Raw genomic sequence first — 26526 nt, forward strand, 5'->3', positions numbered from 1 at the left:
GAAAAGCGCCAAGGGAGCCAGGGAGCACCAACGCATGGAACAGAACATGAACGAAACCACAGCCAGGGCGGGACTCACGAGAATCATCGAACCCAACGACCTAACCGGCGCCGCCCTGGTGGCGATCCTGGGTGCCGTCGAAGCCTACAAGCTGATCCGCGAACACACCGGCCCGACACCCGCCCGAACCCAACAGCAGGTAGCTGATCTCCTGGACGCCCACGGCGCCGCACGCTCGAGCCTGCGCCTCGATGCGGGACTGGACAGATGGCGGGCGCGAGCAAGTGTTGCAAACCCCCAAGCGGACCTGCAGCTGATGAGCAACCTGGGAGGGGGAATCCTCCTGCCCGGCGACGAAAACTGGCCACGCGGATTCGACGCGCTCGGACTCGCAGCACCCCATGCACTCTGGTACAGGGGCAAAGGCGCCATCGACACCCTGCGCGAGCCCAATACCTTGGTCGCGATCGTGGGCTCGCGGGACGCCACCGAATACGGCCGCACCATCACCGCCGAACTAGCCAGCGGATTGGTAAGACGCGGCATCTGCATCGTCTCAGGGGGAGCCTACGGAATCGACGCCAAAGCACACGAAGCCGCGCTCGCCGAAGAACCGCCAGCCGGAGAAGCCACAACACGCCCCTCAACCATCGCCGTAATGGCCGGGGGACTAGACCGCTTCTACCCCGCAGGGAACGAAGACCTCCTCTACCAAGTACACCGCGAGGGGCTACTCATCTCCGAAGTCGCTCCGGGATCCACACCCACACGCTGGAGATTCCTGCAACGCAACCGGCTCATCGCCGCCCTATGCTCACTTACAATCGTCAGCGAAGCACGCTGGCGCTCCGGGGCACTGAGCACCGCACACCACGCCGCGGAAATGGGCCGCGAGGTGGGGGCAGTCCCCGGGTCCATATACTCCGCAAATTCCGCAGGCTGCCACAGGCTCATCAGGGAGGGGGCAGCAACACTCATCACCGACGCCGCCGAAGCCCTCGAACTACTCGGGAAAACCCATGCACCCCACCCGGCAAAGGACTCACCTCCCATAGGGGAAGTAAACGCCGCCAAAGCGGAAGACGCCCGCGAATACGATGGGCTGGACGTGCAAGACCTCCTGCTCCTGGACGCACTGCCAATACGCTCGCCACGCACCGTCGACGAACTCGCCATACTCGCAGGCCTGGGAATCGGCTCAATCCTCGGCGGACTCAGCCGCCTCGCCGCCAAGGGCCTCACAGAATCCAAGCCAGATGGCTGGATACGCAGATACCCCACTGGAAAGCCGAAGCAACGGATGCGCCAAGACTCAGATCCTCTCCCACGTGAGTAATCGGGCAATACGCCCATGGGAGTGAAGACGCTCCCCACACGAGATCACCGCTACCCTGCGGCGTGGCACCGTTGCCCCCACGCCGTCACTGGGAGACAGTAGAAACGTGCCACAAAGATCCGAACAAAAATCCGAACCCATCGCCATCCCCGCCGCACTCCAAAGTGCCCACGATGGCTTCCTGCGGCACATGCGCCTCGAACGCTCACGCAGCGAACACACACTACGCGCCTACAGCTCCGACATCACCAACCTCCTCACATACGCAATCCCACGCGGAGCCCAAACCCTGGAAGGCATAGACCTGCCACTGCTGCGCACCTGGCTCATGACCCTGCAGGAATCAGGCCTCGCCCGCACTACCCTCTCCCGCCGCTCTGCATCGATACGCAGTTTCCTCGCCTGGGCGCTACGCGAAAACCTCATCGACACAAATCCAGCAATCCGCCTGCAATCGCCCAAACGCGAACAACGACTCCCACACGTCCTGCAAAGCAACCAAATCCAACGCATGTTCGACGCCCCGCCACGAACAACAAACCAAGGAAACGCGGACACACAAGAACCCACCGCAGAAGAACGCGCGCTCGCCGACCGCAACACACTCATCCTCGAACTGCTCTACGCCACAGCAATCCGCGTCGGCGAACTCGTATCCCTGGACATCGACAGCCTCGACCTCGACCGACGCACGCTGCGCGTCATCGGCAAGGGAGACAAGGAACGCACAGTCCCCTTCGGACAACCCGCACTCAACGCCTTGGACAACTGGCTCCGCCGCTCACGACCAACACTCCGCAACGAACACTCTGGCCCCGCATTGCTCCTCGGCAAACGAGGCAAACGCCTCGATGCCCGCCAAGCCCGCGAAGTCGTCTCAAAAGCGCTCGCCGACCTCGGGGACACCGCTGCCCGCGGACCACACGCCCTGCGGCACAGTGCGGCAACCCATTTGCTCGATCGCGGTGCTGACCTGAGGGCCGTGCAGGAAATCCTGGGCCACTCATCGCTGGCTACCACGCAGCTATACACACACGTTTCCGTTGAGCGGCTCAAGGAGAGCTACCAGAGGGCCCATCCGCGCGCATAACTTGAAGTCATGCGCCAAAGTTATTGGCCGAACGGCGTATAATCATGCAGAATACTTAATAGGATTTACTGTCCTTCGAAGTGGGTTGTTGGCGTTGGGGAAGACGTTCCAACAGCAAATCGGAGGAAGGCATGTCTGAAGCAATGACCAGGGGCGTACTTTTCGTACACTCAGCCCCTTCAGCGTTGTGCCCGCATATCGAATGGGCGATCGGTTCAGTTGTCGAACAGCGCACCGATTTGCACTGGAGTGAGCAAAACGCCGCCCCGGGTATGTCCCGTGCCGAAGTGAACTGGACCGGCAAGCCGGGCACGGGTGCGCTGCTGGCCTCCGCACTGCGCGGTTGGGCACACCTGCGCTACGAGGTCACCGAGGAAGCCAGCCCCGGTGTCGATTCCAGCCGTTGGTCACACACCCCGGAGCTGGGTATCTTCCACGCAACAACGGACGCCGCCGGCAACATCATGGTCAGCGAGGAACGCATCCGTTGGGCCTATGAAAAGGGTGCCGGCGATCCGGCCGTCGTTTACCAAGAACTTTCCATTGCCCTGGGCGAGGCCTGGGACGAGGAACTCGAACCCTTCCGCTACGCGGCCGAGGGGGCACCCGTACGCTGGCTCCATCAAGTGATCTAACGACGAATTCCGTATGGCACCGCATTCCATCCCCGGCCGCGGGCCTGTCCAGGGAAAGCTTTCCCTGGACAGGCCCGCGGCCGGGGATTTTGCATGCAAGGGACTGCTCGCCCGGATCATCCGTGTCCGGGGCAAGGCTCCCAACGGATACCCAGTGTTCCGAGTCGGCAGTTGTCGTGACTCGCGCTGGGATGTCGCCTGCCGTACGGTGTGCTCGAGTCCAGTCCCCGATGCTGGTTGTGAGCCGTGTGGCAACCTCGTAGTATTCCCGTCACCAACGTGAGGATGGGCGACCAAGACGGAGAGCGGCATGGGGGCTCACCCCCGTGCGTCTGTTGAATTTTGCTTGGCGGTTCCATGGCACCCAGGGGGCTGGACGCGGCGCCACCCACCGGGAAGGATCGCGCGGCCTGCAGCCCGTCTGTGGCGGTGGCGGCGGGCCCGTCGGTCTTCGGGGCGTGTTCCCCGGGGGTGGCAATCCGGTCGGTGCGCCGGGCCGGCGCCGGCCCGTGGTCCGGGGCGTGGCGTCCGCTGCCGCTTTCATGGTCCACACTTGGCAGATGCGTACCTTTGGTGTTGAAGAAGAATTCCTGATCGTGGATCCCGTCAACGGGGTCCCGCTGCCCCTGTCCGCGGAGGTGATGCGCCTCCACGGCGCCGGCGGCCCATCCGCCGGGCAGGTGCTGTCCGCCGAGCTGCACCAGGAACAACTCGAGGTCATCACGCACCCGCACGGCACCCTGGCCGGGCTCGCCGCGGAGATACTGGCCGGGCGCGCCCACGCCGACTCGCTCGCCCGGACAGCGGGTGCGAGGATCGTCGCCCTGGCCACCTCCCCGCTGGCGCTCACACCCCACCCCACGCGGAACGAACGCTACGACGCCCTGGTGGAAAAGTATGCCCTGACGGCGCGCGAGCAACTGACGTGCGGGCTCCATGTCCACGTGTCCGTCGGCTCCGACGAGGAAGGCGTGGCCGTCCTGGACCGCATCAGGTCCTGGCTGCCCCCGCTCATGGCGTTGAGCTCGAACTCCCCGTTCTGGAACGGCCGGGACAGCGGCTACGCCAGTTTCCGCACGCAGGCCTGGAACCGGTGGTCCTCCGCCGGCCCGATGGAGGTCTTCGGTTCGGCGCGGGCCTACCACTCACTGGTGGCGGACCTGTCGGCCACCGGGGTGGTCGTCAACCCGGATTTCGACGCCCGCCTCTCCGCCCGCCACCCCACCGTCGAGATCCGGGTGTCCGATGTCTGCCTGGATCCCCGCGACACCGTCCTGATCGCGGCCCTGGTACGGGCCCTGGTGGAGACCGCCGCCCGGGAATGGGAGTCTGGAAAGGAACCGGACGGGGTCCCGGCCATCATCCTGCGCCAAGGGGTCTGGATGGCCAGCCGGTGGGGCCTCCGCGGCGAACTGCTCCACCCCGCAACCCATCGGCCGGACACCGCACGGCGCGTCATTGCCGCACTCCACGACCACGTGCGGGACGCCCTGGAGGAATCCGGGGACGGGGCCTACGTGGAGGAGGCCCTGGAAAGGATCCTCGAGAACGGAACGGGGGCCGCCCGGCAGCGGCAAGCCCACGTGCGCCACGGCCGGCTGGCCGACGTCGTCACCCACGCCATCGCCCTGACCCACCAGGAACCCGCCGGCCACCACCCCTCGGGGAACGGTTCCCCGAGCTGGACCTGGAAACCGCTGGCCGAAGCCGTGGTCTAGCCACCAAGCTCAAGTAGCGGCCAACCGCTGTGGGCTTAAACGAAATCGGGGTCGCACCCCACCGATGCGGTGGAGTGCGACCCCGATCCAAGTTGGCCCATGGGGCCAAGGAAACGGCTAGACGCTGCGGATTGCGACTACGGCGTTGTGTCCGCCAAAACCGAACGAGTTGTTCAGGACCACGATGGATCCCTCCGGCAATTCACGCGGGGTGCCGACAACGACGTCCAACGGGATTTCCGGATCCTGGTTTTCCAGGTTGATGGTGACGGGCGCCTTGCGGTGGTAGACGGCCAGCACCGAGAGGACCGACTCAACGGCACCGGAGGCACCGAGCAGGTGGCCCATCTGGGACTTGGTGGCCGAGACGCAGACGTTGTCCAGGTGGCTGCCCAGTGCGGCGCGCAGCGCGGTGTACTCGGGCTTGTCGCCCACCGGGGTGGAGGTTGCGTGCGCGTTGACGTGCACGACGTCCTCCGGCTGGATGCGGCCGTCGAACATCGCGGCCTTCAGTGCGCGGGTGGCGCCCAGGCCCTCCGGGTCCGGTGCGGTGATGTGGTACGCGTCGGCGGTCACCGAGGTGCCGGCAAGTTCGGCGTAGATCGTCGCGCCGCGGGCAATGGCGTGCTCCTCGGCCTCGAGGACCAATGCGCCGGCGCCTTCGCCCATGACAAAGCCGTCACGGTCGATGTCGTACGGACGCGATGCGTGCTCCGGGTCGTCGTTGCGCTTGGACAGCGCCTGCATGGCGGCGAACGAGGCCATCGGCATCGGGTGGATGGCGGCTTCCGCGCCACCGCATACGACCACGTCGGCCTTGCCCGAACGGATCAGTTCGAGGCCGATGTGCATAGCCTCGGTGCCCGAGGCGCAAGCGGAAACCGGGGTGTGGGCGCCGGCGCGTGCGCCGAGGTCCAGCGAGACGGCCGCGGCCGGGCCGTTTGGCATCAGCATGGGAACCGTCATGGGCAGCACGCGGCGCGGGCCCTTTTCCTTCAGCGTGTCCCAGGCGTCAAGCAGGGTCCACACGCCGCCGATGCCGGTGGCAAAGGCCACGGCCAAGCGATCGTGGTCGACCGACTCGATCCCGGAGTCCTTCCAGGCCTCGCGCGCCGCAACGACGGCGAACTGGGTGGAGGGGTCCATGCGCTTCATTTCAACGCGGGAGAGCACCTCGGAGGCCGGGGTGGAGGCCTTGGCGGCGAACTTCACCGGCAGGTTGTATTTTTCAACCCATTCATCGGGCAGGGTGTGGGCGCCCGAGACACCCTTGAGCGCGTTGGCCCACAGGGTGGGGACGTCGCCGCCGATGGGGGTGGTGGCACCGAGGCCGGTGATGACAACTTTGCGAGCCATGAGGAAACTCTCTACTGGTTGGGGGCGAAACGACTAGCGAGGCTAGTGCGCGATCCAAGCATCGGAGCCACGCGCGGATTTGGTGCGCTGCGGGCCGGATTGGATCGAAAAAGTCTGGGAATCGGTTGCGAAACCGGTAATCAAGTTTACGGGGCACTTCACATGCCCGAGCCCGGTCCCGACCTCGGGCCCGTTCCGGTGGACGGAACGGGCCCGAGGGCAGAATCGGAAAGCCACTTAGGCCTGTGCGCCCGCGATGAAGTTCACTGCATCCGCAACGGTCTTCAGGTTCTTGACCTCTTCGTCCGGGATCTTCACGTCGAACTTCTCTTCGGCGTTGACCACGATGGTCATCATCGAGATGGAGTCGATGTCCAGGTCCTCGGTGAAGGACTTGTCCATTTCGACTGCCTCGGTGGCCAGGCCGGTCTCTTCGTTGACGATCTCGGCCAAGCCGGCCAGAATCTCTTCGTTGCTAGCCATGATGGCTCCTTTTCTGTTTTTGCCGGGCAAAGCCCGACGACTATTCAAACCGCTTGGTGCGGTCCGGATTGTGGGTTGTGTCCCTGGGTGTTAAGCCTAGGGCAGGACAACGACCTGTGCGCCAAAGACAAGCCCGGCGCCAAACCCGATCTGCAGTGCCAGTCCGCCGGAGAGCTCCGGGTTTTCCTTGAGCATGCGGTCCATGGCCATGGGGATCGAAGCCGCGGAGGTGTTGCCGGCGTCGGCGATGTCGCGGGCGACAACCACGGATTCGGGAAGCTTCAGCTGCTTGACCATCTCATCGATGATGCGCATGTTGGCCTGATGCGGGATGAAGGCGGCGAGATCCTCAGAGGTGATGCCCGCCTTTTTGAGGGCCAGCTTGGCCATCTTCGCCATTTCCCACACGGCCCAGCGGAAGACCGTCTGGCCGTCCTGGCGCAGGGTCGGCCACAGCTGGGCCTCGGTGCTTGCCACAAGCGCCGTGCCCTCCGGGGAGGACTCTGCCTGGAGCACCGCGTCGCGCAGGTCCAGCTGAGAGTGCGTCATGCCGATGGCCGACCACTTCGAGCCGTCCGAGCCCCACACCGACGGGGAGATGCCCGGGATGTCCGAGGGGCCGATGACGACTGCGCCGGCGCCGTCGCCCAGCAGGAAGGAAATGGTGCGTTCGTGGTTGTCGATGTAGTCCGAAAGCTTTTCGGCGCCGACCACCAGGACGTACTCGGCCATGCCCGAGCGGACCAGGGCGTCGCCCTGGGCCACGCCGTAGCAGTAACCCGCGCAGGCTGCGGAGATGTCGAAGGCCGGGGCCGGGGTGGCGCCGATGCGGTCGGCCAGCGCTGCTGCGGCCGACGGGGTTGCGTGCGGGAAGGTCACGGTGGAGACGATGACGGCGCCCAGTTGGCTTGCCTCGATGCCCGCCGAGGCGAGCGCCTCACGGGCCGCACCCTCGGCCATGTCCAGCAGCGACGTGTTTTCGTCGGCGCGGGCACGGGTCACGATGCCGGTGCGCTGCTGGATCCACTCGTCGGAGGAATCGATCCACTGGCACACGTCTTCGTTGGAAACGATGACATCCGGGCGGAAGGAGCCGACGCCGTGGATCCGGCTGAACTCGCGCGTGGGCGTCTGGTTCATCACTGCTGTCATGTTTGGTGCTCTTCCTTAAGCTTGGGTGTGTTCGGCGACGAAGGCGCGTGCGGCCTCGAGGTCTTCGGGGGACTTCAGCGCGAGGGTGGGAACGCCCTTGAGTCCGCGTCGGGCCAACCCCACGAGGGTTCCCGCCGGCGGCAGTTCCAGGATTCCGGTGACGCCCATGGCCGCAAGCTGCTCCATGCACAGGTCCCAGCGAACAGGGCGGGACACCTGGGCGACCAGCGATGCCAGGTTCTCCTGGCCGTTGGCCACCGCGTTGCCGTCGTAGTTGGACAGCAGCGTGGCGGACGGGTCGTTGGCGGTGAGCGATCCGGAAAGTTCTTCGAGGACGGCAACGGCCGGGGCCATGTGGTGCGTGTGGAACGCGCCGGCGACCTTCAGCGGGATGACCCGCGCCTTGGCCGGGGGATTGGCGGCAAAGGCCTCGATCTGTTCGATCGTGCCTGCCGCAACGATCTGGCCGCCGCCGTTGGCGTTGGCAGGGGTGAGGCCCGCGGCAACGATTGTGGCGTTGACTTCCTCGGCGTCGCCGCCGAGCACCGCTGCCATGCCGGTGGGCGTTGCCGCGGCGGCAAGGGCCATGGCGTTGGCGCGTTCGCGCACGAAGACCATCGCGTCGTTTTCGTTCAGCGCACCGGCCAGCGCGGTCGCGGTGATCTCGCCGACGGAGTGGCCGGCAAGCACGGTGTTGGCCGGGAGGTCCTCGCCGAAGAGCGCGCGGGCCGCAATGAGCCCGGCGGCCACGATCAGCGGCTGGGCGACTGCGGTGTCCTTGATGGTTTCCTCGTCGGAGACCGTTCCGTGGGCCGTGAGGTCACGCCCGGTGATGGCGGAAAGTCCGGCGAGGTGTTCGGAGACACCCGCGACTTCCAGCCATGGGGAAAGGAATCCGGGGGTCTGAGAGCCCTGTCCTGGGCACACGATTGCTAGCACTACTCCAGCTTTCCAAAGAAGTCATTCACTGCGGCTGTTTTCGCACACCGACTTGACGGCGTGCTTTTGTAGGAATCCTACAGGATTCAGTGACCGGTGCGCGGCATGGTTTGCCGCGTTTCGGGCTGGTTTTCGATCGTTTCGGCGTCCAGCCGGCCGACCACCAGCGCGGTCTGGAGTACGAATGCCTCGCGCGGGACCAGCGGATCCCAGCCCGTCACGTCGCACACGCGCTTGAGCCGGTAGCGCACGGTGTTCGCGTGGACGAACAGCTCGCGGGCCGTGCCCTCGAGCGAATGCCCCAGCGAAAGATAGCTGGAGAGCGTCTCGATCAGGCCGTTCCCGGCCTTCAGCAGCGGGTCGTAGATTCCCGTGACCAGCGCGTGGCGTGCCTCGGTGTCGTTGTTCATCACGCGCTCGGGCCACAGGTCGTCGGCGGCCACGGGGCGCGGGGCCAGCGGCCAGGCCTTGGCCGCGGCGATCGCCGCAAAGGCGGCCTGCGCGCAGGAAGGGGCTTCCTTCAAGGTGGGCGCCAGCGGGCTGTAGACCACGTGGCCCTCGCCGAAGAAGGAGGCCAGGCGGTCCAGCCCGGCTCGGTCGGCGTCCACGCCGCCAAGCATCAGGATCGCCCGTTCGCCGTGCACGCCAACCAGCGAATCCCGCGAATAGCGGGCCGCGGCCCGGCGCAACTCGCTGACAAAACCCACCTGAGAGGAGGCCGGCGTGGCACCGATCATGATCATGATGTTCTCGTGGGACTTCCACCCGACCGCGGCAATGCGGGAGCGCAACGAGTCTTGGCTTTCGCCGCGCATCACCGCGTCGACGACCAGCGCCTCGAGCCGTGAATCCCAGGCACCGCGGGTTTCCGCGGCGCGGGCGTAGACGTCGGCGGCGGCGAATGCCACCTCGCGCGAGTAGCGGAGGACTGCCTCTCGCAGCTGGGTGTGCTCGGCTTCCGGGGCGATGTCCGGGACCTGGGATTCGACGACCTCGACGATGGTGCGGATCAGCTGCAACGCCTTTTGCAGGCTGATGGAGCGGGTCAGCTCGGTCGGCGCGGCGCCGAACACGTCGTTGATGACCCACTGCGGGGAGGTGGTGGGGCGCTCGTACCAGGAGACGAACGAGGCGATGCCCTTTTGGGCGACAAGCCCGAGTGCCGCACGTTCCTCGGGGCGCAGCCCGCGGTACCAGGGCAGCGACTGGTCGAGGTGTTTGAGCGCGACGGTGGAGAGCACGCCCAGGTGCTGTTTGAGACGTTTGAGGGTTTCGGGGCTGGCCTTGGCTTGGCGGAACGGCCTGATCCGCTGGCTCAGATTCGCCGCTTGCTCGTCACTCATGAATACGAGCATACGCACCACATGGCCGCAGGCACTATTTTGTAGTGTTCACACAAAGACCACGGGACCCAAGGCGCCAGCAAAAATTGGTGAGGGCAAGAACAAAAGGACGGTGGCGCCGATTCCCCTGGGGGAGTCGGCGCCACCGTCCAATATGGTGCTGTGGTGCTAAGGCCTAGGCCTCGCCGCCGGCGCTTCCGCTGGTGCCGGCGTTGACGTCGTTCAGCTGGTACTTGGCGAAGGCGGCGGCCGGCGCCGAGGCGTCGACCTCCCCGCGCTTGGCCAGCATCTGCAGGGTGCGTACGACCACCGAGTGTGCGTCGATCTTGAAGAAGCGGCGCGCGGCGGCGCGGGTGTCGGAGAAGCCGAACCCGTCGGCGCCCAGGGTCGCGAACTCGTTGGGGACGAACTGGCGGATCTGGTCCGGCACGGCCTTCATGTAGTCGGTCACGGCAACAACCGGGCCGGTGGCTCCGGCCAGCTGCTGGGCGACAAAGGGCACGCGCGGCTCCGCGCCCGGATTCAGGAACGCTTCCTCTTCGGCTTCCAGGCCGTCGCGGCGCAACTCGTTCCACGAGGTCACGGACCAGACATCGGCCGAGACGCCCCACTCCTCGGCGAGCAGGCGCTGGGCCTCGATGGTCCACGGCACAGCCACGCCGGAGGCGAGAAGCTGGGCTCGCGGGCCGTCGATCTTGGCCGGGGAGGCCAAGTAGATTCCCTTGACGATGCCCTCGACGTCCAGGTTTTCCGGTTCCTTGGGCTGTTGGTACGGCTCGTTGTAGAGCGTGATGTAGTACATCACGTTCGGGTCCTCGTGCGCCCCGCCGTACATGCGCTCCAGGCCGGCGCGCATGATGTGGCCGATCTCATACCCGTAGGCCGGGTCGTAGGTGATCACGGCCGGGTTGGTGGCCGCGAGGATCGGGGAGTGCCCGTCGGCGTGCTGCAGGCCCTCGCCGGTCAGCGTGGTGCGGCCCGCGGTGGCGCCCATGATGAAGCCCCGGGCCATCTGGTCCGCCGCGGCCCAGATGGCATCGCCGGTGCGCTGGAAGCCGAACATCGAGTAGAACACGTAGATCGGGATCAACGGCTCGTCGTGGGTGGAGTAGGAGGTGCCCGCGGCGGTGAACGCCGCGACGGCTCCGGCCTCGTTGATGCCCGGGTGGATCAGCTGCCCGGCCGGGGATTCCTTGTAGGCCAGGACCAGCTCGCGGTCCACGGAGAGGTAGTTCTGGCCGGCCGGGTTGTAGATCTTGGCGGTCGGGAAGAACGCGTCCATGCCGAAGGTGCGCGACTCGTCGGGCACGATCGGGACCACGCGCTTGCCGAAGTCCTTGTCGCGCATCAGGTCCTTGAGCAGGCGGACGAACGCCATGGTGGTGGCGGCCTGCTGCTTGCCCGAGCCGCGCGAAGCGGTGTCGTAGGCCTTGTCCTCGGGGAGGTGGATCTCCTTGGACGTGGTGCGGCGCGACGGCACGGCGCCGCCGAGCGCGGCGCGGCGCTCCATCATGTACTTGTACTCGGCCGAGTCGTCGGCCGGGCGGTAGTACGGCGGCAGGTACGGGTCCGCCTCCAGCTGCTCGTCGGTGATCGGGATGCGCAGGTGGTCGCGGAAGCCCTTGAGGTCCTCCAGGGTCATCTTCTTCATCTGGTGCGTCGCGTTGCGCGCCTCGAAGTGCGGGCCCAGGCCGTAGCCCTTGACCGTCTTGGTCAGGATGACCGTCGGCTTGCCCTTGAACTCGGTCGCTGCCTTGTAGGCGGCGTAGACCTTGTGGTAGTCGTGGCCGCCGCGCTTGAGGTTCCAGATGTCCTCGTCGGTGAGGTCGGCAACCATTTCCTTGGTTTCCGGGGTCTTGCCGAAGAAGTGCTCGCGCACGAAGGCGCCGTTCTCGGCCTTGTAGGTCTGGTAGTCCCCGTCCGGGGTCTGGTTCATGATGTCAACCAGGGCGCTGCCGGCGTCCTTTTCGAGCAGGGCATCCCACTCGCGGCCCCAGACGACCTTGATGACGTTCCAGCCCGCGCCGCGGAAGAACGCCTCGAGCTCCTGCATGATCTTGCCGTTGCCGCGCACCGGGCCGTCCAGGCGCTGCAGGTTGCAGTTGACCACGAAGGTGAGGTTGTCGAGCTTCTCGTTGGCGGCCAGCTGCAACAGGCCGCGGGATTCGGGCTCGTCCATTTCGCCGTCGCCCAGGAAGGCCCAGACGTGCTGGTCGGAGGTGTCCTTGATGCCGCGGTTCTGCAGGTAGCGGTTGGACTGCGCCTGGTAGATCGCGTTCATCGGGCCGATGCCCATGGACACGGTGGGGAACTCCCAGAAGTCCGGCAGCGAGCGCGGGTGCGGGTAGGAGGGCAGGGCGTGGCCGGCGCGGGACTTTTCCTGGCGGAAGCCGTCCATGTCCTCCTCGCTCAGGCGGCCTTCCATGAAGGCGCGGGCGTACATGCCCGGGGAGGCGTGGCCCTGGAAGAAGACCTGGTCGCCGCCGCCGGGGTGGTTCTTGCCGCGGAAGAAGTGGTTGAAGCCCACCTCGTACAGGGTGGCGGCGCCGGCGTAGGTGGAGATGTGCCCGCCGACGCCCACGCCGGGGCGCTGGCCGCGGTGCACCATGACGGCGGCGTTCCAGCGCATGTAGGCGCGGTAGCGGCGTTCGACCTGCTCGTCGCCCGGGAACTCGGGTTCCTGGTCCACGGGAATGGTGTTCACGTAATCCGTGGTGGTGACCATGGGGACGCCCACGGACTTTGCGCCGGCGCGCTGCAGCAGCGAACGGACAATGTACTGGGCACGTTCGGTGCCCTGAGTCTCAACCAGATCGTCGAAGGACTCAAGCCATTCGGCGGTCTCCTCCGGATCTCGATCTGGCAACTGGCTAGTCAAGCCGCTACGGATGTGAGAGATATGTTCCTCTACAGCCACGTCCATCTTCTCCTCGTTATGGGGTACAGCGGGGGCTGTGTGCCGAACGAAAGTTTCGTGTTCAGCACACAGTGGCGTTGCAAACGCCAAAGTTTGTGGCCCGTTCCTCAAGGGTGGTTGGTCGCGGACCTTCGCTTACACTCTAGTGCTCGGCGGTGCTCAACCTGTACCTGAGTTGCTTGCGAGAAAGTCGTTGACGGTGCTCAGATGGGGTCTCGGACGGCAAAAGTGGGTCGAAGTCATCACTATTTCGGCGTGTTGGAGCCTCTGCGCTTGATGGGAGCGCAAAAAGGGTGTTTGGTTGTACCAGACGCTTGAACACCAGCAGGAGGAGTGACGTGAGCGACGCCGCACCGGCAAAGCACGAAGCCGCACAGAAAATGGGCTTCAAAGATGGGGACCTGATTCAGGAACTCGGATACGACGACGATGTGGACTTTGACCTCCGCGATTCCCTAGAGGAAACGGTGGGCTCCGAGCTACTTACTGAAGAAGATCACGAGGTAGTAGACGGCATCGTCTACTGGTGGCGTGCCGACGACGGGGATCTAGTTGATGCCCTGGTCGATTCGCTGGTCAGCCTGGATGAGAAGGGTGTTGTGTGGCTGTTGACCCCAAAGTCGGGGCGCGACGGCTATGTGACACCTGCAACAATCCAAGAGGATGCACCAACCGCGGGACTTCATGTGACAAATACCGAGGGTGTTTCCGAGGACTGGTCGGCAACCCGACTGGTTGCACGCCGCAAGAACTAGGGCGTTGGAAACATCACAATCGGTTTCCGGGAATGAAATCCCGGCGCCGGGGGCCGGTGAAGTGGCCCCGGGCTTTGTCTTGCCCAATCAGCACGGGGAACTCATCGACTCCCGTGCGTTGGGGGAGCAGGCCTACTTTTTAGTCTTTTACCCGTTCGCGTTTTCCGCGGTCTGTGGGTCGGAGCTTGAAGAGCTCGAAAAAGCACGAAATGAATTCACCGCCCGGGGTGTGCGCATCCTGGGGGTATCGGTGGATCACAAGTTCGCATTGCGAACCTACGCCGATCAATCCCGATTCGGGTTTGATTTGTTGGCCGACTTTTGGCCACACGGTGCCGTTGCCTCAGGTTACGGTGCCTTCGATTTTGAGTCAGGCGCGGCAACGCGTCACACGTTCCTCATCCGTGGAACACATGTGGTTGATTCCTTTAGTTCACCCATCCATCAGGCGCGCGCCATCGCTCGCTACAGAGAGGCGATTGACCTACTCACCTAGCAGTTGTCGAAGATCACATTGCGTCGATTCGACAACTAGGGTGGGTCATCCGCTAAGTTAGTTACTTGTCACGAACACTTCGAACGGAAGTTATTCCGCACGAACCAGTAGTGTCGAGAAGGGCCTTTAGCTCAGCTGGTAGAGCGTCACGTTTACACCGTGAATGTCATCGGTTCGATCCCGGTAGGGCCCACCAAAGAAAAACCCGCAGTTCCCCACGGTTACGCCGATGGGAACTGCGGGTTTTTTGTGTTGTGGCACCTATTTTTCGCCCGCCAATGCGTCAGGCGGGGCGGGGTCGAACCTACGCGAAAAAGGGTCAAGGCTTTTCACAGAGTCGGGCTGGAACGATCATCCCACGGCCGAAACAGGGCCCCGGGCCGACGCCAGTTCTGCGACAGACTATCCGGGTCACCGGAAAATCCGAAAGGCTCGAACTCCGGGTGTCCCGTCCGTGACTTTCGGGCCAAGAGACGCATCAATTTTGCGGCGCACGCAAGGGCCCGACGTTCCCCAAGCTAAGACCTTCGTTGGCATTGCCTGACAGTTGCCCAATTGGCCGCACCTTCTAGGGATGCAGATAGCAAGGTTTCCTAAGGGTGGGAGTTGCACAGTGATCGTACATTTTGGTTCCTCTTAGGAGTTGATATGAAATCCACTCATTCCGGAAGGCCAGCGCGACGCGCTGTGGCCGGCCGGTACATGCAACGCAAAATCGCTCTGGCCGCCATCGGGCTGCTGGCATTGACCACCGTGGCCCCGGCACAAGCATCAACCGAGGTCACCGTAAAGAATCCCGGCGGCATTGTTTCCGTCGGCCCAGTGAATGCCGATTTCGGTTTCCCAAGCTGGTACCAGGACCGAGCCGGCACACGCGTCGAATTGTGCCTCGATGCACAGAACCCGCTCTGCGGGCTCCTTCCCGGTGACGTCCCAAACGAAGATCTCCCCATTTCCTTCCCCGACAATTTCCCCGAGGAAGCCTTCTACATGCTCGCTTCCACAAAGTTGGATCTTCCGGGAGGTGGACGGGCCGTACTGGTTCTTGGCGTTGAAGCGGCATTCGCCAACCAAGTACAAGCCGGAGACCAGGTCGTCTTTGGCCGTCAACGCGTCACCGTCCGCGGCGCCACCCCCAACGCGACCCTGACATTCAGGCACCCCTACGGGACGCTGACCATCGACACCGACGCCGCCGGTGACGGGAAGTTGGTTGAGGATATCTCACCGGCCGCCGGAAACTTCACCACGGCCCTGAAAAGCAATATCGGACCATTCCTTCGCTGGGATCCAGCCACCGCACCCGCTGCCCCTAGCGGCTACCTCGGCGATCCCGGCCAGGAGCACACGGTAACGGGCAGCCCCTTTGGTTACAACAAGTTCTCGGTCAGCGGCGGGGGACTGAACCAGTCCACCAACCTCTTCTCCCTGCAAGGAAAAATCTCCACCAACACCGGTGTGGAAACGCAGCGAGCTCTGCTCGCAAGTGACATGATCGACGTCTTTGCCAGCAGCGAAGGAACGCAACTGCAGGTCGAAGGGCAAGAGGGCAAGTTCAAGACAACCCGATGGAAACAGACCCTGGATCCAAGCGGTTTTACGCACGCATCAAGTTCACCGGTGCCGCGCCCACACAAATCAAGGTCAGCAACATTGGAGACAAACCGATCAGCAGCTCGGTCGTCAACGTTTCCAAGCCACATGGAATCACCGTGCTGAAGGCCGACTATGACGGCACGATCCTGAGTGTCGCCGCGGCATCCCGCTTCGGCAACGCCCTGACCGTCGATGGGCTCGGAGCACTTGCGACCGGAGCCACGCCGGATGCAACGCAGAGCGCGAACTTCACGGTAGTTGCGCCGCCGGAACGCATCACGCTCTCGGATGCTGCCGGCGGCCAGATGAGCATGGCCGTGAGCATTCTCGGGGGAGACGCCACCCCCGAAGGTCTGCCACCGGTCACCCCTCAGCCGGATCCCGGACCTGTCATCGACCCGGCCCCGGACCCGGCGGCACCTGCCGTCGCTCGTGCCACCGCGTCCGTCACAAGCATCAACTATGGAGGCTCCGTGGTCCTTGACGGCAGCACCTCCACCGGAGCAGTCAGCTACAAATAGTCGCAGGTGGCCGGTGCGCCGGTCACGCTGTCCAGTACTACGACCGCCAAGCCAACGCTCAGCATGCCGTTTTTCGCCAAGGCCTCTGACACGGTTCCGGCCGTGGTTCCGGCCGCAGTCCCGATCCGAATGCGGCTGATGGTGACCAATGCGGCAGGCGTGGCCAGCGCTCCGGCCACCGTGGAACTCATTTTGAGGACCGACGCCGTGAGCATTTCCGCCGGAACCAGGCACCGTTTGGGTACAGAGTTCAGGATTGCGCGCACGGCAGTCCAACCCGGTGCCGCGGTGCAGCCGACACCCGGCACCGCGTTGATGATCTACAACACCACCCCCGGGAGCCCCGTGACCAAGTTGGGCACGGCGGTTGTCGACGCGACCAACAATTGGCAGCTAAAGATCAAACCCGGTCCCAACCGGCAGATTACATCCGTCATGGTGCAGTCCACCCGGGGTTCGGTTGCAACGACTGCGGTAGCCAATCGCTGAGGCCCATCACCGGGCTAGCACCACCTGCTCCGTGGTTGCCGACTTACTTTTGCCGGCAACCACGGAGGCTTTGTGCACTCCCTGGGTCGTTGAAGCGATTCCGAAAGCCTGCCTCCCTAATTTCAGGGATGCCTGCACCCTCGAATGGGGCTTATGGGTCGAACGCCGTGCGGGAAGCATGGGTCTTGTCATATTTGGGGAGACACTCGATTGGGGGGTTTCGACGTGAAGATAATCAATGGGGAATTCGGGGACCAATTGGCAGCTGGGCCTCTGATGAATGCCAAGATCCTGGGAACGATTCGGATCTGCCGGGGAAATGAGGTGTTGAACGCCCAGCAACTGGGAGGACCGAAATCTCGGCAGATCCTGGAAATCCTGCTCATGCACTTGGGTACTCCGGTTTCCAAGGGCAAGCTTGTCGACCTGTTGTGGGACGGGGCGGCTCCGGCAGCGGCCGTGTCGACCCTGGAGTCATATGTCTCGGTGCTTCGCCGCTGTCTGCAGCCCGGCCAAGGAAAGAGCGGCGTGCTGAAGACCACGACAGGTGGCTACCTGTTGGAACAAGAAATGATCGACCTCGATCTCGCACGCTTTAGCGAACTGCTTGCCCGCGCCGAACATTCCGGGGCGAAGCAGGCGTATGCCCTCTTGCAAGAGGCGCTCCACATGGCGAACGAACCGCTACTGGGCAACGAACTGCTACCCGAATGGGCCGAAAACGAACGGCGCATGCACGCGGCACGGGTTGCTGCCGCCGGAGTACATGCTGCGGAGGCGGCCCTGGAGCTGGGACTGGCATCCGAAGCGGTCCGTTGGGCTCAACGCGTATTGGACGGCGATGCGCTGAACGAACCTGCGTGGACGTGCATGATCCTGGGCTTGGAACAAGGCCGGAATCCGGTGCAGGGATTACAGGCATTTGAACGATGCCGCCGGGTCATGGACCGGGAAATGGGCTGCCAGCCGGGGCCGGTCCTGCAAAGTGCACAGGCACGCATGTTGCTCGACACCTCGGCGGAAAACGACGATTTTGGCCAAGTCATCCGGGCCTTGTTGGCCATCCAGGGCTCGCTCATGGGCAAGAGCCAGCTGGCACGTCCCAGCGAGGCTCATTCTGCGGCAGAACTGGAGTTCACCGTTCAAGAAGCCGGGACGATCGTCGCGGGGTATGTGCAACGCGCCTTGGTTCAGGTCGTGGCCTGAACCAAGGCGTCCAGAATCCTCGCACAGGACCGAGCATCCGAATCGCGATGCGCACCGGTGATGCCACGGCGCATGCCATCCAGCGCGTCGATTCCATAGGCATCTGCGTATTCCTGCCCAAGGGCGGTACGTTTTGCATCATTTTGAAGGTACTGCAAACGGAGCGCCGCGGAGACTTCATGTCGCTCCCGTATTGATCGCTCCCAGGCACACGCTCGGCCGATCCGTGGAACCCCATGGCCCGACGCTGGCCATGCATGAACTTGATATGCCTCGGCACATGGCCGACGGCCACGATGTTGCCAGGAAAGCGAAGGCACGTAGCATTTCCACTCATGGCTACATGCAGTACATCGTGGCGTAGCTCGATGCACGCACCCGGTTGGAGGCTGTAGAGACGGTCGCCGGGCCACCTTGAACAGTGAATTGATCAGTCAAAACATGAGTCCGCCAACGTCCGCGCAATGCGGTCGAGCAAAGCTGCTCCGGCGGCCAACGCGCCAATGGTTGTCGATCGTGTAGGGCCGCCACCCGGCGCATCTGCTCTGGCCGGCAGGTGGTGGTTTCCTAGGGGTGTGTAACGATAGCCACTCGGCTGGTGTCCAAGGGGTGAGAGGCTTTGATTCTGCATTTTGATATATGACAACATTGGGCAGTCGATTTGACGAACTGCTTTAGGAGTACAAATGTCACCAGCGCCCAGCAAAGCGACCATGGCTGAAATTACGAAGCTGATCGGTTTTGATACCACAAGCCGGGACAGCAACCTTCCCCTGATCGAGTACGTCGTGGAACGCCTTGAGGCCGTGGGCGTCGACCCGACACTGGTGCACAACAACGAGGGCAACAAGGCCAACCTGCTGGCCACCATTCCGGCCGCAGACGGCACCCGAACCGGCGGCATCGTGCTCTCGGGCCATACCGACGTTGTTCCCGTCGACGGGCAGGTCTGGAGCAGCGACCCGTTCATCCCCGAGATCCGCGACGGCAAGCTTTACGCCCGCGGCACCTGCGACATGAAGACCTTCGTGGCTGTCATCCTTGCCAAGCTCGAGTCGATCGCAGCGGCAAAACTGAACGAACCGATCCACCTGGCTTTCTCCTACGACGAGGAAGTCGGCTGCCTCGGCGCCGTGGACCTGGTCGCCGCCATCACCGAAGCCGGCTTGAACCCGCGCGGCTGCATCGTGGGGGAGCCCACCAGCATGCGTGTGGTCCGAGGCCACAAGTCCGTCAACGTCATCCGAGTGGATTTCCACGGCGTCGCTGCCCACTCCTCGCTGACCACCCAGGGCGTCAACGCCATTTCGGCTGCGGCGGAATTCACCCGCGTCGTGGACTCGATGGCGCAGGGCTTCAAGCAGGACGGCCCGTTCGATGAGGCCTTCATCGTCCCTTACACCACCACCACGGTGAACAAGATCGACGGCGGCATCGCCGTGAACACCATTCCGGCCGAATGCACCTTGCACTTCGAGTTCCGTTCGATCGCCGCCGATGACCCGACCGAACTCATCGAGCGCTTCCGGGCGGAAGCGATGCGCATCGAGGAATCCATGCGGGAGCAGAGCAGGGATGTCCGCGTCGAGTTCACCGTGCTGGCACAGACCCCGGGCCTGGACACGCCCGAAGACGCCGGAGTCGTCGCACTGGCCGCCGAACTGGGCGGCATCCCCAGCCCCGACAAGGCCACCTACGGCACCGAGGCCGGTCTGTTCTTCAACGCGGGCATCCCCACCGTCGTTTGCGGCCCCGGCGACATCGCCCAGGCCCACGCCCCGGACGAGTTCATCGAACTTGACCAGATCGCCGCATGCGAGGCGTACATCGAGAACCTCTTGGCCAAGCTGAGCGCCTGAGCGCCGGCGCAAAATCCCCCAAACCTAGTACTCTCCAAGGAGAAACACATGGCTGACGTAATAACCGTCACCCCGCAGCAGCTTGCCGCTGCCAAGAAAGCGGTGATCAGCAGCTCCATCGGCGCCGCCCTCGAGTGGTTCGACATCATCGTCTACGCGACCTTCGCCGTGGTCATTGCCGAGAACTTCTATCCCGAGTCCGATGGCACCTTCGCGCTGATGCTCACTTTTGCGACGTTCGCGATCTCGTACCTGATTCGCCCGTTGGGCGGCATGGTGCTGGGCAGCTACGCGGACCGCAAGGGCCGGAAAAACGCGCTGACGCTGACCCTGCTGCTGATGATGCTCGGCACCCTCATCATGGCGGTGGCTCCCACCTACGCCCAGGTCGGTGTCTGGGGCGCGGTGATCATCCTGATTTCACGCCTCGTCCAGGGCTTCTCCGCCGGCGGTGAGTTCGGGACCGCCACCGCCTTCCTGATCGAGACCGCACCGAACCGAAAGGCCTTCTACTCCTCCTGGCAGGTTGCCGCGCAGGGCGCCTCGATGTTGCTGGCCTCGGCCTTCGGTTTTGCGCTGACCCAATGGCTCTCAACCGAGGCGCTGTATAGCTGGGGTTGGCGCGTACCGTTCTTCGTCGGTCTGCTGATCGGGCCGGTGGGCCTCTACATCCGCGCCAGGCTCGATGAAACGGAGGAATTCATCAAGGGCGAGAAGGAGCACGCGCCATTGAAGGTGCTGCTGGTCAACCACTACGGCCGCCTGCTGGCAGGTTCCGCTGTTATCGGCGTGGCCACCATCTCCGTCTACATGATTCTGTACATGCCGACATTCGCGGTGAAGAACCTTCACATTCCGGCCACCGCGGCATTCCTCGGCGGCGTTGTTGCCGGGTTGGTCGCGCTGGTCGGTGTTCCCTTCGTGGGCCACCTGGCCGATCGCGTGGGCCCCGCCAAAGTCATGACTTACGCGGCGATCGCCGCGCTCTTGCTCGCATGGCCGCTGTTCCAGCTCATGGTCACCAACCCGACGGTGCCGATGCTGATCATTGTCATTGCCCTGTTGGGTGTGCTCATGGCGTTCTACTTCGGTCCGCTGCCGGCGCTGCTATCTTCGATGTTCCCGTCGTCGATTCGTGGCACGGGCCTGGCCGTGACATACAACGTCGGGGTTACCCTGCTCGGCGGCATAGCGCCGCTCGTGCTGACCTGGCTGTTGAGCGTCACAGGATCGCTGAACGCGCCAAGCCTCTACTACATGGCGATCGCCGTGATTTCGCTCGTGGGCCTGTACTTCGTGCGCACGCGGTACAACCAGCGCTAGCGATATGGAGGCGGGGCGGTGCGTTCATCATGGTGACCCGCGGCCCCCACCACCTGCTGGCTCGGCGGCCCCATTGCCACCAGTGGGCGCGAACTGGATCATTGTCCGGGCAAGGATTGGCCAAGCCTGTTGACTCTGTCGTAGATGACCTTCTTGTTGCAAAGCCCATGAACGGAAATCATTCCGTTCACCATGCTAGGTTCTGGGCCTCTCTCGGCTGGTTGAGCGCCACGTCTACACCGTGATTGTCATCGCTTCCATGACGGTAGGACCGCCAAACAAATACCCGCAGTCCCCACGGATGCCCCGATGGGAACTGCGGGTTTTTGTTTTCCGCGGCATGGGCGTCTTGCTCGGGGCCGGGTTCCGGAACCCGTTGTCCGGCTGGCACAAGGAATGCCAGGCACGGGTCTTCGGAAGCATCCAGCGACCACTCGGCAAGCCGTGCGGTGACTGTGACGGGGCCCTGGCTCCTTCCGCCGGTTCACACCGGGAGGCTGGAACTCATGTCGGCGAACGGCAGGCTCCGAGAGGCCCTGCATGTTCGTTGGCCGGGAGCATTTGCCGTTACACCCGCATGACGACTTTCTTCGACGCGAACTCGGTTGCTTCCTCCGGACGAGGTTCCTTCCGGGACCTGCGTAAATCCAAAGCTTTTCACAACCTTCGGGGTGGATGATCAGCATACGGTTTAGCCACGGTCAAAGGCCGATGTAGACGTCCATCAGGCTTCGAGGTGAACCGCTCGCTCGGCGCACCGGTTGTCCCAACCGGGTCCTCGAGCCTGTACCGCACTAATATTGCGGTGCCTTCGAGGGTCCCGCTTCCCCCAGGCCGGACCCTCGATGCATTTCCGCGGTGCCAGGGTTTCCTGGCACCGCTGGAAATAGCAGTTCGTTGGCAACCCGTACGCCAGCGAATGCAGGGGCGTAGTCGGTACCAGAGGCCACCCGAACCGCCTATTTCGCTTGTCCGGTCGGCTTGCCAGCCAAGGCATGACGTTTGGCAGGAATTTCGGACTGTTTCTACCAATTGTGATCCGTTCGTGGTTGACCCCCCTTTTTTCGGGGGTCTGTCGCCCCCCTTCCTAGCGGCTTATGCCAGTTGGCCAAACACTGAATTATGGGGTTTGTCAGTATTTTGGGGATAAGGCACTTGGGGAGCTACAAAGTGAATGTCAACACTGATGTATTCGGGGTAGAGGACTGTGCCAGCGGGCGTGTAAGCGCCAAGGTACTTGGGACACTGCAAATCCGTCGTGGAACCGAGGTGCTTAGCGCCCAGCACTTGGGTGGGCCGAAGTCGAGGCAAATCCTTGAGATACTCTTGCTTCATCTGGGCTCGGCGGTATCAAAAGGGACACTCATCGACATGTTGTGGATGGAATCAGCGCCTTCGACCGCAGTTTCAACCCTTGAATCATATGTTTCGGTTCTGCGACGTTGCCTTCAACCGGGGCAGGGCAAACGCGGCGTTCTGAAAACCACCACGGGTGGATACCTTTTAGATGCGGATCTGATTGATTTGGATTTGGCCCGCTTTGACTCTTTGTTGACCCGCGCCGAACAGGCCACTGGCGAGCAAGCTGCAGCACTGTTGCGGCAGGCGCTGGCTATTTCTGATGAGCCGCTGCTGGGCCACGAGCTCCTGCCGGAATGGGCCGAGGCGGAACGAACCCTGCATGCTGCCCGGGTCATGGCCGCAAGGGTTCTGGCCGCTGAAACGGCGCTGGCACTGGGGCAGCTGAACGAGGCAATTGGTCTGGCCCGGCAGGTGCTGGACCTTGACCCGCTCAATGAACCAGCGTGGTCGGTGTTGATTCTTGGCATGGAACAGATTCGGCAACCACTGCGCGGACTGCAAGCCTATGAACAGTGCCGCCGAGTAATGGACAGGGAGTTGGGTTGCCAGCCCGGTGAGCTGCTGCAGCAAGCGCAACTCCGAATGTTGCACGAAACGTCATCGTCGAACGATGACTTTGCCCTGGTGATCAGGGCGCTGCTGGCACTTGAAGGCTCCGGTGGCGGCGTGGCCGTATCGCCAGGGATGGATCGATTCGACTCTTATGCAGGCGGGGAAATCACATTGAACGAGGCGGGCACCATAGTGCGTGGCTACGTGGAACGGATGATGACGGCTGCCGCAGTCTAAACACCCGCGACCCAAGCGACGGTGGGCGCGGGGCGAGACATCCCCTTGCCAAGGTTCAAGATCATCGCAATACTAACCCTAAGTGCCGAACCTGGCACCCATGTTTTGGGTAGGTCTTCTTGGGGAAGCAACGGTGGGGAACATGAATTCCGTGGCGGGGGACGAAGGAATTGCGGTGTCTCGGATTGTGGTGATAGACGATCACGCGACTTTTGCGGATTTGCTGTCAGGGGCGCTGAATCGCGAGGTGGACCTACGGTGTATTGGCACGGCCAATACGCTTGAGGCAGGGGTAGCACTGTGTATCAAAGACGAACCGGATCTGGTGGTGATCGACTACCGGCTGCCGGACGGAGACGGGTTGCAGGGAGCCGAGCGGATCCTCAGGGCGTTGCCATCGATGCGCATTGTGATGCTCACTGGCGACCCGACCTCTCAGGCCATGCAACGGGCAGCTTCCCTTGGTGTGTGCGGATTTCTGCCCAAGGATGGGGCATTGTCAATACTGCTGGACGTTTTGCGCACGGTACGCCAAGGTGAGTTCATAGTCGGTCCGGCACTCATTTCAGAGTTGCTGAAGCCCCGCCAGCTTGAGGTTTCCATGAACCCCGGCCTGACTGCCAGGGAACTGGAGGTGCTGCAGCTAATGAGTCAGGGATTCGATGTGACTGCCAATGCCCGGACGCTGGCAATTAGTGCCCACACGTGTCGCGGATACGTGAAATCGATCTTAAGTAAGCTCGACGCCCATTCCCAGCTCGAGGCCGTGGCCACCGCCAATAGGCTGGGACTCGTGGGCGCGGTCGGCCAATGATTCGTTTTGGACGAGGCGACCACCCCACGACTGCCTTGCTGCGCGAAGAAGGCTCGTCCGTGCGATCGGCAATTCTGAAGTTCTTGCTTACCGGCCTGGTCGTGCTGCTGACGGTATCGATACCCGCGACCTTCTGGGGGCGCAGTGTCGCCCAGAATCTGGCCAAGCAAGAGGTCTTGGAGCTCACGCAACGACTGGCGGACTACGCCATTGGGCCCGTGCTCAACCCCGATCTGGCGGCCGGGGACAAGTCGGCTGTGGCACAGATCGATGCACGAATGTCCCCGTGGATGTCCGATGAAATGATCCTGCGCATCAAGGTCTGGGATTCCAACGGAACGGTTCTTTATTCGGACGTGGGCGAGCTCATTGGAGAAACGTTCCCGCTTGAAGAATGGGCCGAGGAAATGCTGGCCGGGGGACCTGGTGTGGTCACCCTGGGTCCGCAGGACGAAGGCGAGAATATCTTCGAGGCGGGCAGCGAAGACCTGGTGGAAGTATACGTATTGGCTGGCGCCGGCACGGATACGCCGCTGCTCTTTGAAATGTATTTTCACGCTGATGTCGTGCGTTTGCCTGAACATCACATGCTCCTTGGCATGATCCCAGTGTTCTTGGTGGCCTTGGGCGTTTTGCAGGCCGCGCAGCTGATCCCCGGCATCGCTCTGGCCAAACGTGTGCAACGATATCAACGGGCCCGCCGCGCATTGCTGCAACAGGCAATCGAGGCCGGTGAACAGGAACGGGTCAGGCTTGCCAGGGACTTGCATGACGACATCATCCAGGATCTGGCCGGGCTGGCTTACGCATTGGATTCGTCAACTTCCGCCGACGGATCTGCACCCAGTGAGATCCTGCAGGGGAGCATCCGTAAGTTGCGTGAGGTAACCAGCGACCTGTATTCGACGCCGGTGAATGCGGCCGAATTGCCGGCGGCTCTGTCCGTGTTGGTGGAACGCACTCGAAGCAAGGGAATCCGGACCCGGGTCGATATTGCCGAGCCGCTCACCCTGGATAGCCGACAGGCGACAATGCTCTACAGAGTCGGGCGCGAAGCGCTGGTGAACATCATGAAACACGCGGATGCAAAGCACGTGCAGCTGAGCCTGAAGCCCAACGGAGGGTTTTGGACCTTGAACATCGCCGATGACGGGCTGGGATTCGACGTGCTGAAGGGCGGCAAAGAGAAACATTTCGGACTGCGCATGATGTCGGATGCCGCGGAAATGGTCGGTGCTCGTTTGGAACTTGCCAGCACTCCGGGCGGCGGAACCAGTCTCTCGGTCACCACCGGTGGCCGACCTATAGCTATGCGGGAGCACGACATGTTGATTGACGAAGCTGTCCTTTCCGCTGGCAGGGCGTAACAAAAACTTTGTACTGGCGTTGTGCCGATCCGGGTAGTCGTTATTCAAGGATGCCCCAATGGCCTTGGGCGCATCCGAAGGCGTGCTGCTTGAGGTCAGGATCATCAGGCATTGCCAATGGCCTTTCGGCTCGAGGGTTGCTCAACTTACGGTTTTCGGGTAGTTGGACGAAGTGTTGGAAAAAGGCCGATTTGCCAAGTCGCTGTTGCGTGTACTAAATTATCTATTTGTCGCAACGAACTGATTCGAAAATTTTTCGAACAAAAAGTGTTTCAGGGCCTTTAGCTCAGCTGGTAGAGCGTCACGTTTACACCGTGAATGTCATCGGTTCGATCCCGGTAGGGCCCACCGACACGAAGCTCCACGGCTTGGAAGTCATTCCAAGCCGTGGAGCTTTTTCGTTTGCTTGATGCCGGCGTTTCCCGGACCTGCCTACAATGGTTGGCGCTGGGTCAATGCCGAACAGCTTGGTTTGCTTCCCAAGCCTCTGCGGGCGCTCTTGAAAATGGCGGCTCGTTTTCAGCGATTTAGCGGCCTTGGGTATGGGTTACGTCGTCTTGCATGGCGTCGTCGGCCATATCGAAGTCGTCCACGGCGGAGCCCAGGACCTGGATCCGGTTCTGGACATCATGTGACAGCAATGGGGTTATGTCGAAATCTGACCCCGGTGCAAAATCGTGGAGAAGCTCTTCCTCTTAGCGGAGACTTGTTTCGAGCAACTCGATTTTGGTTCCCTGGAACGCCTCGGCAACGAGGCCAGTGATGGCGCCGGTGCATCCGGCAAACAACGCCGAGATCCCTTGGCCTCATCGGCGGAGGCACCCGTATGTGACGAAAAACAGGATATCGAACAGGAAGCCCCAAAAGGTTCCTCCCATCGCTGCGGCTCCGATGAAGCCGGCCAGTTATTTGGTCTGGGGGTTTCTTGGCCCCGTCCGCCCAAGTGACAAGCGCAGAATCATGAACCTTGAAGAGTTCCT

At 62.9% G+C, this 26526-nt stretch carries 22 protein-coding genes and 2 tRNA genes; 18 read left to right on the forward strand and 6 right to left on the reverse strand.

Annotated elements, in window-relative coordinates; genetic code table 11:
• The first annotated feature begins 46 nt into the window (after positions 1-46).
• From dprA to JOF47_RS06080, 4 genes are all read left to right on the forward strand, one after another.
• Positions 47-1336 carry a DNA-processing protein DprA gene (gene dprA / locus JOF47_RS06065; RefSeq protein ID WP_245356278.1) on the forward strand — a complete coding sequence of 430 codons (1290 nt, stop codon included), beginning with the start codon at positions 47-49 and terminating at the stop codon, positions 1334-1336.
• A gap of 106 nt (positions 1337-1442) precedes the next feature.
• Positions 1443-2426, forward strand: coding sequence for a tyrosine recombinase XerC (locus JOF47_RS06070; RefSeq protein WP_342592718.1), 984 nt, complete (start codon positions 1443-1445; stop codon positions 2424-2426).
• Between the two features lie 131 nt (positions 2427-2557).
• Complete coding sequence (locus JOF47_RS06075; protein WP_209996617.1) at positions 2558-3061, forward strand: DUF3145 domain-containing protein; 504 nt, start codon at positions 2558-2560, stop codon at positions 3059-3061.
• A 560-nt stretch (positions 3062-3621) separates the two neighbouring features.
• Positions 3622-4779 (forward strand): carboxylate-amine ligase, encoded by a 1158-nt coding sequence (locus tag JOF47_RS06080; protein WP_209996619.1) that lies wholly within the window; start codon positions 3622-3624, stop codon positions 4777-4779.
• A 117-nt stretch (positions 4780-4896) separates the two neighbouring features.
• Here the strand turns inward: JOF47_RS06080 and JOF47_RS06085 are convergent, their stop codons facing one another.
• The 6 genes from JOF47_RS06085 to aceE all read right to left on the reverse strand — a co-directional run bounded on the left by JOF47_RS06085 (position 4897) and on the right by aceE (position 12975).
• Positions 4897-6135: a beta-ketoacyl-[acyl-carrier-protein] synthase family protein gene (locus JOF47_RS06085; RefSeq protein ID WP_209996621.1), complete on the reverse strand. Its 1239-nt coding sequence runs from the start codon at positions 6133-6135 to the stop codon at positions 4897-4899.
• 237 nt (positions 6136-6372) lie between these two features.
• Positions 6373-6618 (reverse strand): acyl carrier protein, encoded by a 246-nt coding sequence (locus JOF47_RS06090; protein WP_068733191.1) that lies wholly within the window; start codon positions 6616-6618, stop codon positions 6373-6375.
• A 96-nt stretch (positions 6619-6714) separates the two neighbouring features.
• Positions 6715-7770: a beta-ketoacyl-ACP synthase III gene (locus tag JOF47_RS06095; RefSeq protein ID WP_209996622.1), complete on the reverse strand. Its 1056-nt coding sequence runs from the start codon at positions 7768-7770 to the stop codon at positions 6715-6717.
• A gap of 15 nt (positions 7771-7785) precedes the next feature.
• Positions 7786-8709 (reverse strand): ACP S-malonyltransferase, encoded by a 924-nt coding sequence (locus JOF47_RS06100; RefSeq protein ID WP_209996624.1) that lies wholly within the window; start codon positions 8707-8709, stop codon positions 7786-7788.
• 86 nt (positions 8710-8795) lie between these two features.
• Positions 8796-10052, reverse strand: a complete 1257-nt coding sequence (locus JOF47_RS06105) for a PucR family transcriptional regulator (RefSeq protein ID WP_209996626.1) — start codon at positions 10050-10052, stop codon at positions 8796-8798.
• Between the two features lie 175 nt (positions 10053-10227).
• Entirely contained in the window at positions 10228-12975 is a 2748-nt protein-coding gene (aceE, locus tag JOF47_RS06110) for a pyruvate dehydrogenase (acetyl-transferring), homodimeric type (protein ID WP_209996627.1), read from the reverse strand.
• Positions 12976-13307: 332 nt separating this feature from the next.
• Here aceE and JOF47_RS06115 point away from each other — a divergent pair, with 332 nt between their 5' ends.
• The 14 genes from JOF47_RS06115 to JOF47_RS06180 all read left to right on the forward strand — a co-directional run bounded on the left by JOF47_RS06115 (position 13308) and on the right by JOF47_RS06180 (position 26493).
• Positions 13308-13724, forward strand: a complete 417-nt coding sequence (locus JOF47_RS06115; protein WP_377738081.1) for a DUF3052 domain-containing protein — start codon at positions 13308-13310, stop codon at positions 13722-13724.
• A 4-nt stretch (positions 13725-13728) separates the two neighbouring features.
• Positions 13729-14220 (forward strand): redoxin domain-containing protein, encoded by a 492-nt coding sequence (locus JOF47_RS06120; RefSeq protein WP_245356279.1) that lies wholly within the window; start codon positions 13729-13731, stop codon positions 14218-14220.
• A 120-nt stretch (positions 14221-14340) separates the two neighbouring features.
• Positions 14341-14416, forward strand: a tRNA-Val gene (locus JOF47_RS06125).
• A 452-nt stretch (positions 14417-14868) separates the two neighbouring features.
• Entirely contained in the window at positions 14869-15939 is a 1071-nt protein-coding gene (locus tag JOF47_RS06130; protein ID WP_209996630.1) for a hypothetical protein, read from the forward strand.
• A complete protein-coding gene (locus tag JOF47_RS06135; RefSeq protein WP_209996632.1) occupies positions 15933-16337 on the forward strand; it encodes a hypothetical protein in 405 nt (134 codons plus the stop codon). Before JOF47_RS06130 ends, JOF47_RS06135 begins: the two co-directional genes overlap by 7 nt.
• A gap of 6 nt (positions 16338-16343) precedes the next feature.
• The gene (locus JOF47_RS06140; protein WP_209996634.1) at positions 16344-16826 is read left to right on the forward strand and encodes a hypothetical protein; all 483 of its coding nucleotides are present in this window, start codon (positions 16344-16346) and stop codon (positions 16824-16826) included.
• 324 nt (positions 16827-17150) lie between these two features.
• The gene (locus JOF47_RS06145) at positions 17151-18032 is read left to right on the forward strand and encodes an AfsR/SARP family transcriptional regulator (protein WP_425354921.1); all 882 of its coding nucleotides are present in this window, start codon (positions 17151-17153) and stop codon (positions 18030-18032) included.
• Between the two features lie 713 nt (positions 18033-18745).
• Positions 18746-19891, forward strand: coding sequence for an acetylornithine deacetylase (argE, locus tag JOF47_RS06150; protein ID WP_209996637.1), 1146 nt, complete (start codon positions 18746-18748; stop codon positions 19889-19891).
• 48 nt (positions 19892-19939) lie between these two features.
• On the forward strand, positions 19940-21214 hold the full coding sequence (locus JOF47_RS06155) for an MFS transporter (RefSeq protein WP_209996639.1): 1275 nt from the start codon (positions 19940-19942) through the stop codon (positions 21212-21214).
• 1155 nt (positions 21215-22369) lie between these two features.
• Positions 22370-23365, forward strand: a complete 996-nt coding sequence (locus JOF47_RS06160; protein WP_209996641.1) for an AfsR/SARP family transcriptional regulator — start codon at positions 22370-22372, stop codon at positions 23363-23365.
• A gap of 142 nt (positions 23366-23507) precedes the next feature.
• Positions 23508-24179, forward strand: coding sequence for a response regulator (locus JOF47_RS06165; RefSeq protein ID WP_209996643.1), 672 nt, complete (start codon positions 23508-23510; stop codon positions 24177-24179).
• Between the two features lie 35 nt (positions 24180-24214).
• The gene (locus JOF47_RS06170) at positions 24215-25546 is read left to right on the forward strand and encodes a sensor histidine kinase (protein WP_209996644.1); all 1332 of its coding nucleotides are present in this window, start codon (positions 24215-24217) and stop codon (positions 25544-25546) included.
• Between the two features lie 275 nt (positions 25547-25821).
• Positions 25822-25894: transfer RNA gene (locus JOF47_RS06175), tRNA-Val, on the forward strand.
• 329 nt (positions 25895-26223) lie between these two features.
• Positions 26224-26493, forward strand: a complete 270-nt coding sequence (locus JOF47_RS06180) for a hypothetical protein (RefSeq protein WP_209996646.1) — start codon at positions 26224-26226, stop codon at positions 26491-26493.
• Positions 26494-26526: the final 33 nt, after the last annotated feature.

Source organism: Paeniglutamicibacter kerguelensis (assembly GCF_017876535.1).
GTDB lineage: Bacteria > Actinomycetota > Actinomycetes > Actinomycetales > Micrococcaceae > Paeniglutamicibacter > Paeniglutamicibacter kerguelensis.

Excerpts from the sequence above, each read along its gene's own strand:
- dprA (WP_245356278.1), top strand. The coding sequence starts at position 47 with ATGAACGAAACCACAGCCAGGGCGGGACTCACGAGAATCATCGAACCC.
- JOF47_RS06075 (WP_209996617.1), top strand. The coding sequence starts at position 2,558 with ATGTCTGAAGCAATGACCAGGGGCGTACTTTTCGTACACTCAGCCCCT.
- JOF47_RS06080 (WP_209996619.1), top strand. The coding sequence starts at position 3,622 with ATGCGTACCTTTGGTGTTGAAGAAGAATTCCTGATCGTGGATCCCGTC.
- JOF47_RS06085 (WP_209996621.1), bottom strand. The coding sequence starts at position 6,135 with ATGGCTCGCAAAGTTGTCATCACCGGCCTCGGTGCCACCACCCCCATC.
- JOF47_RS06090 (WP_068733191.1), bottom strand. The coding sequence starts at position 6,618 with ATGGCTAGCAACGAAGAGATTCTGGCCGGCTTGGCCGAGATCGTCAAC.
- JOF47_RS06095 (WP_209996622.1), bottom strand. The coding sequence starts at position 7,770 with ATGACAGCAGTGATGAACCAGACGCCCACGCGCGAGTTCAGCCGGATC.
- JOF47_RS06105 (WP_209996626.1), bottom strand. The coding sequence starts at position 10,052 with ATGAGTGACGAGCAAGCGGCGAATCTGAGCCAGCGGATCAGGCCGTTC.
- aceE (WP_209996627.1), bottom strand. The coding sequence starts at position 12,975 with ATGGACGTGGCTGTAGAGGAACATATCTCTCACATCCGTAGCGGCTTG.
- JOF47_RS06130 (WP_209996630.1), top strand. The coding sequence starts at position 14,869 with ATGAAATCCACTCATTCCGGAAGGCCAGCGCGACGCGCTGTGGCCGGC.
- argE (WP_209996637.1), top strand. The coding sequence starts at position 18,746 with ATGGCTGAAATTACGAAGCTGATCGGTTTTGATACCACAAGCCGGGAC.
- JOF47_RS06155 (WP_209996639.1), top strand. The coding sequence starts at position 19,940 with ATGGCTGACGTAATAACCGTCACCCCGCAGCAGCTTGCCGCTGCCAAG.
- JOF47_RS06165 (WP_209996643.1), top strand. The coding sequence starts at position 23,508 with ATGAATTCCGTGGCGGGGGACGAAGGAATTGCGGTGTCTCGGATTGTG.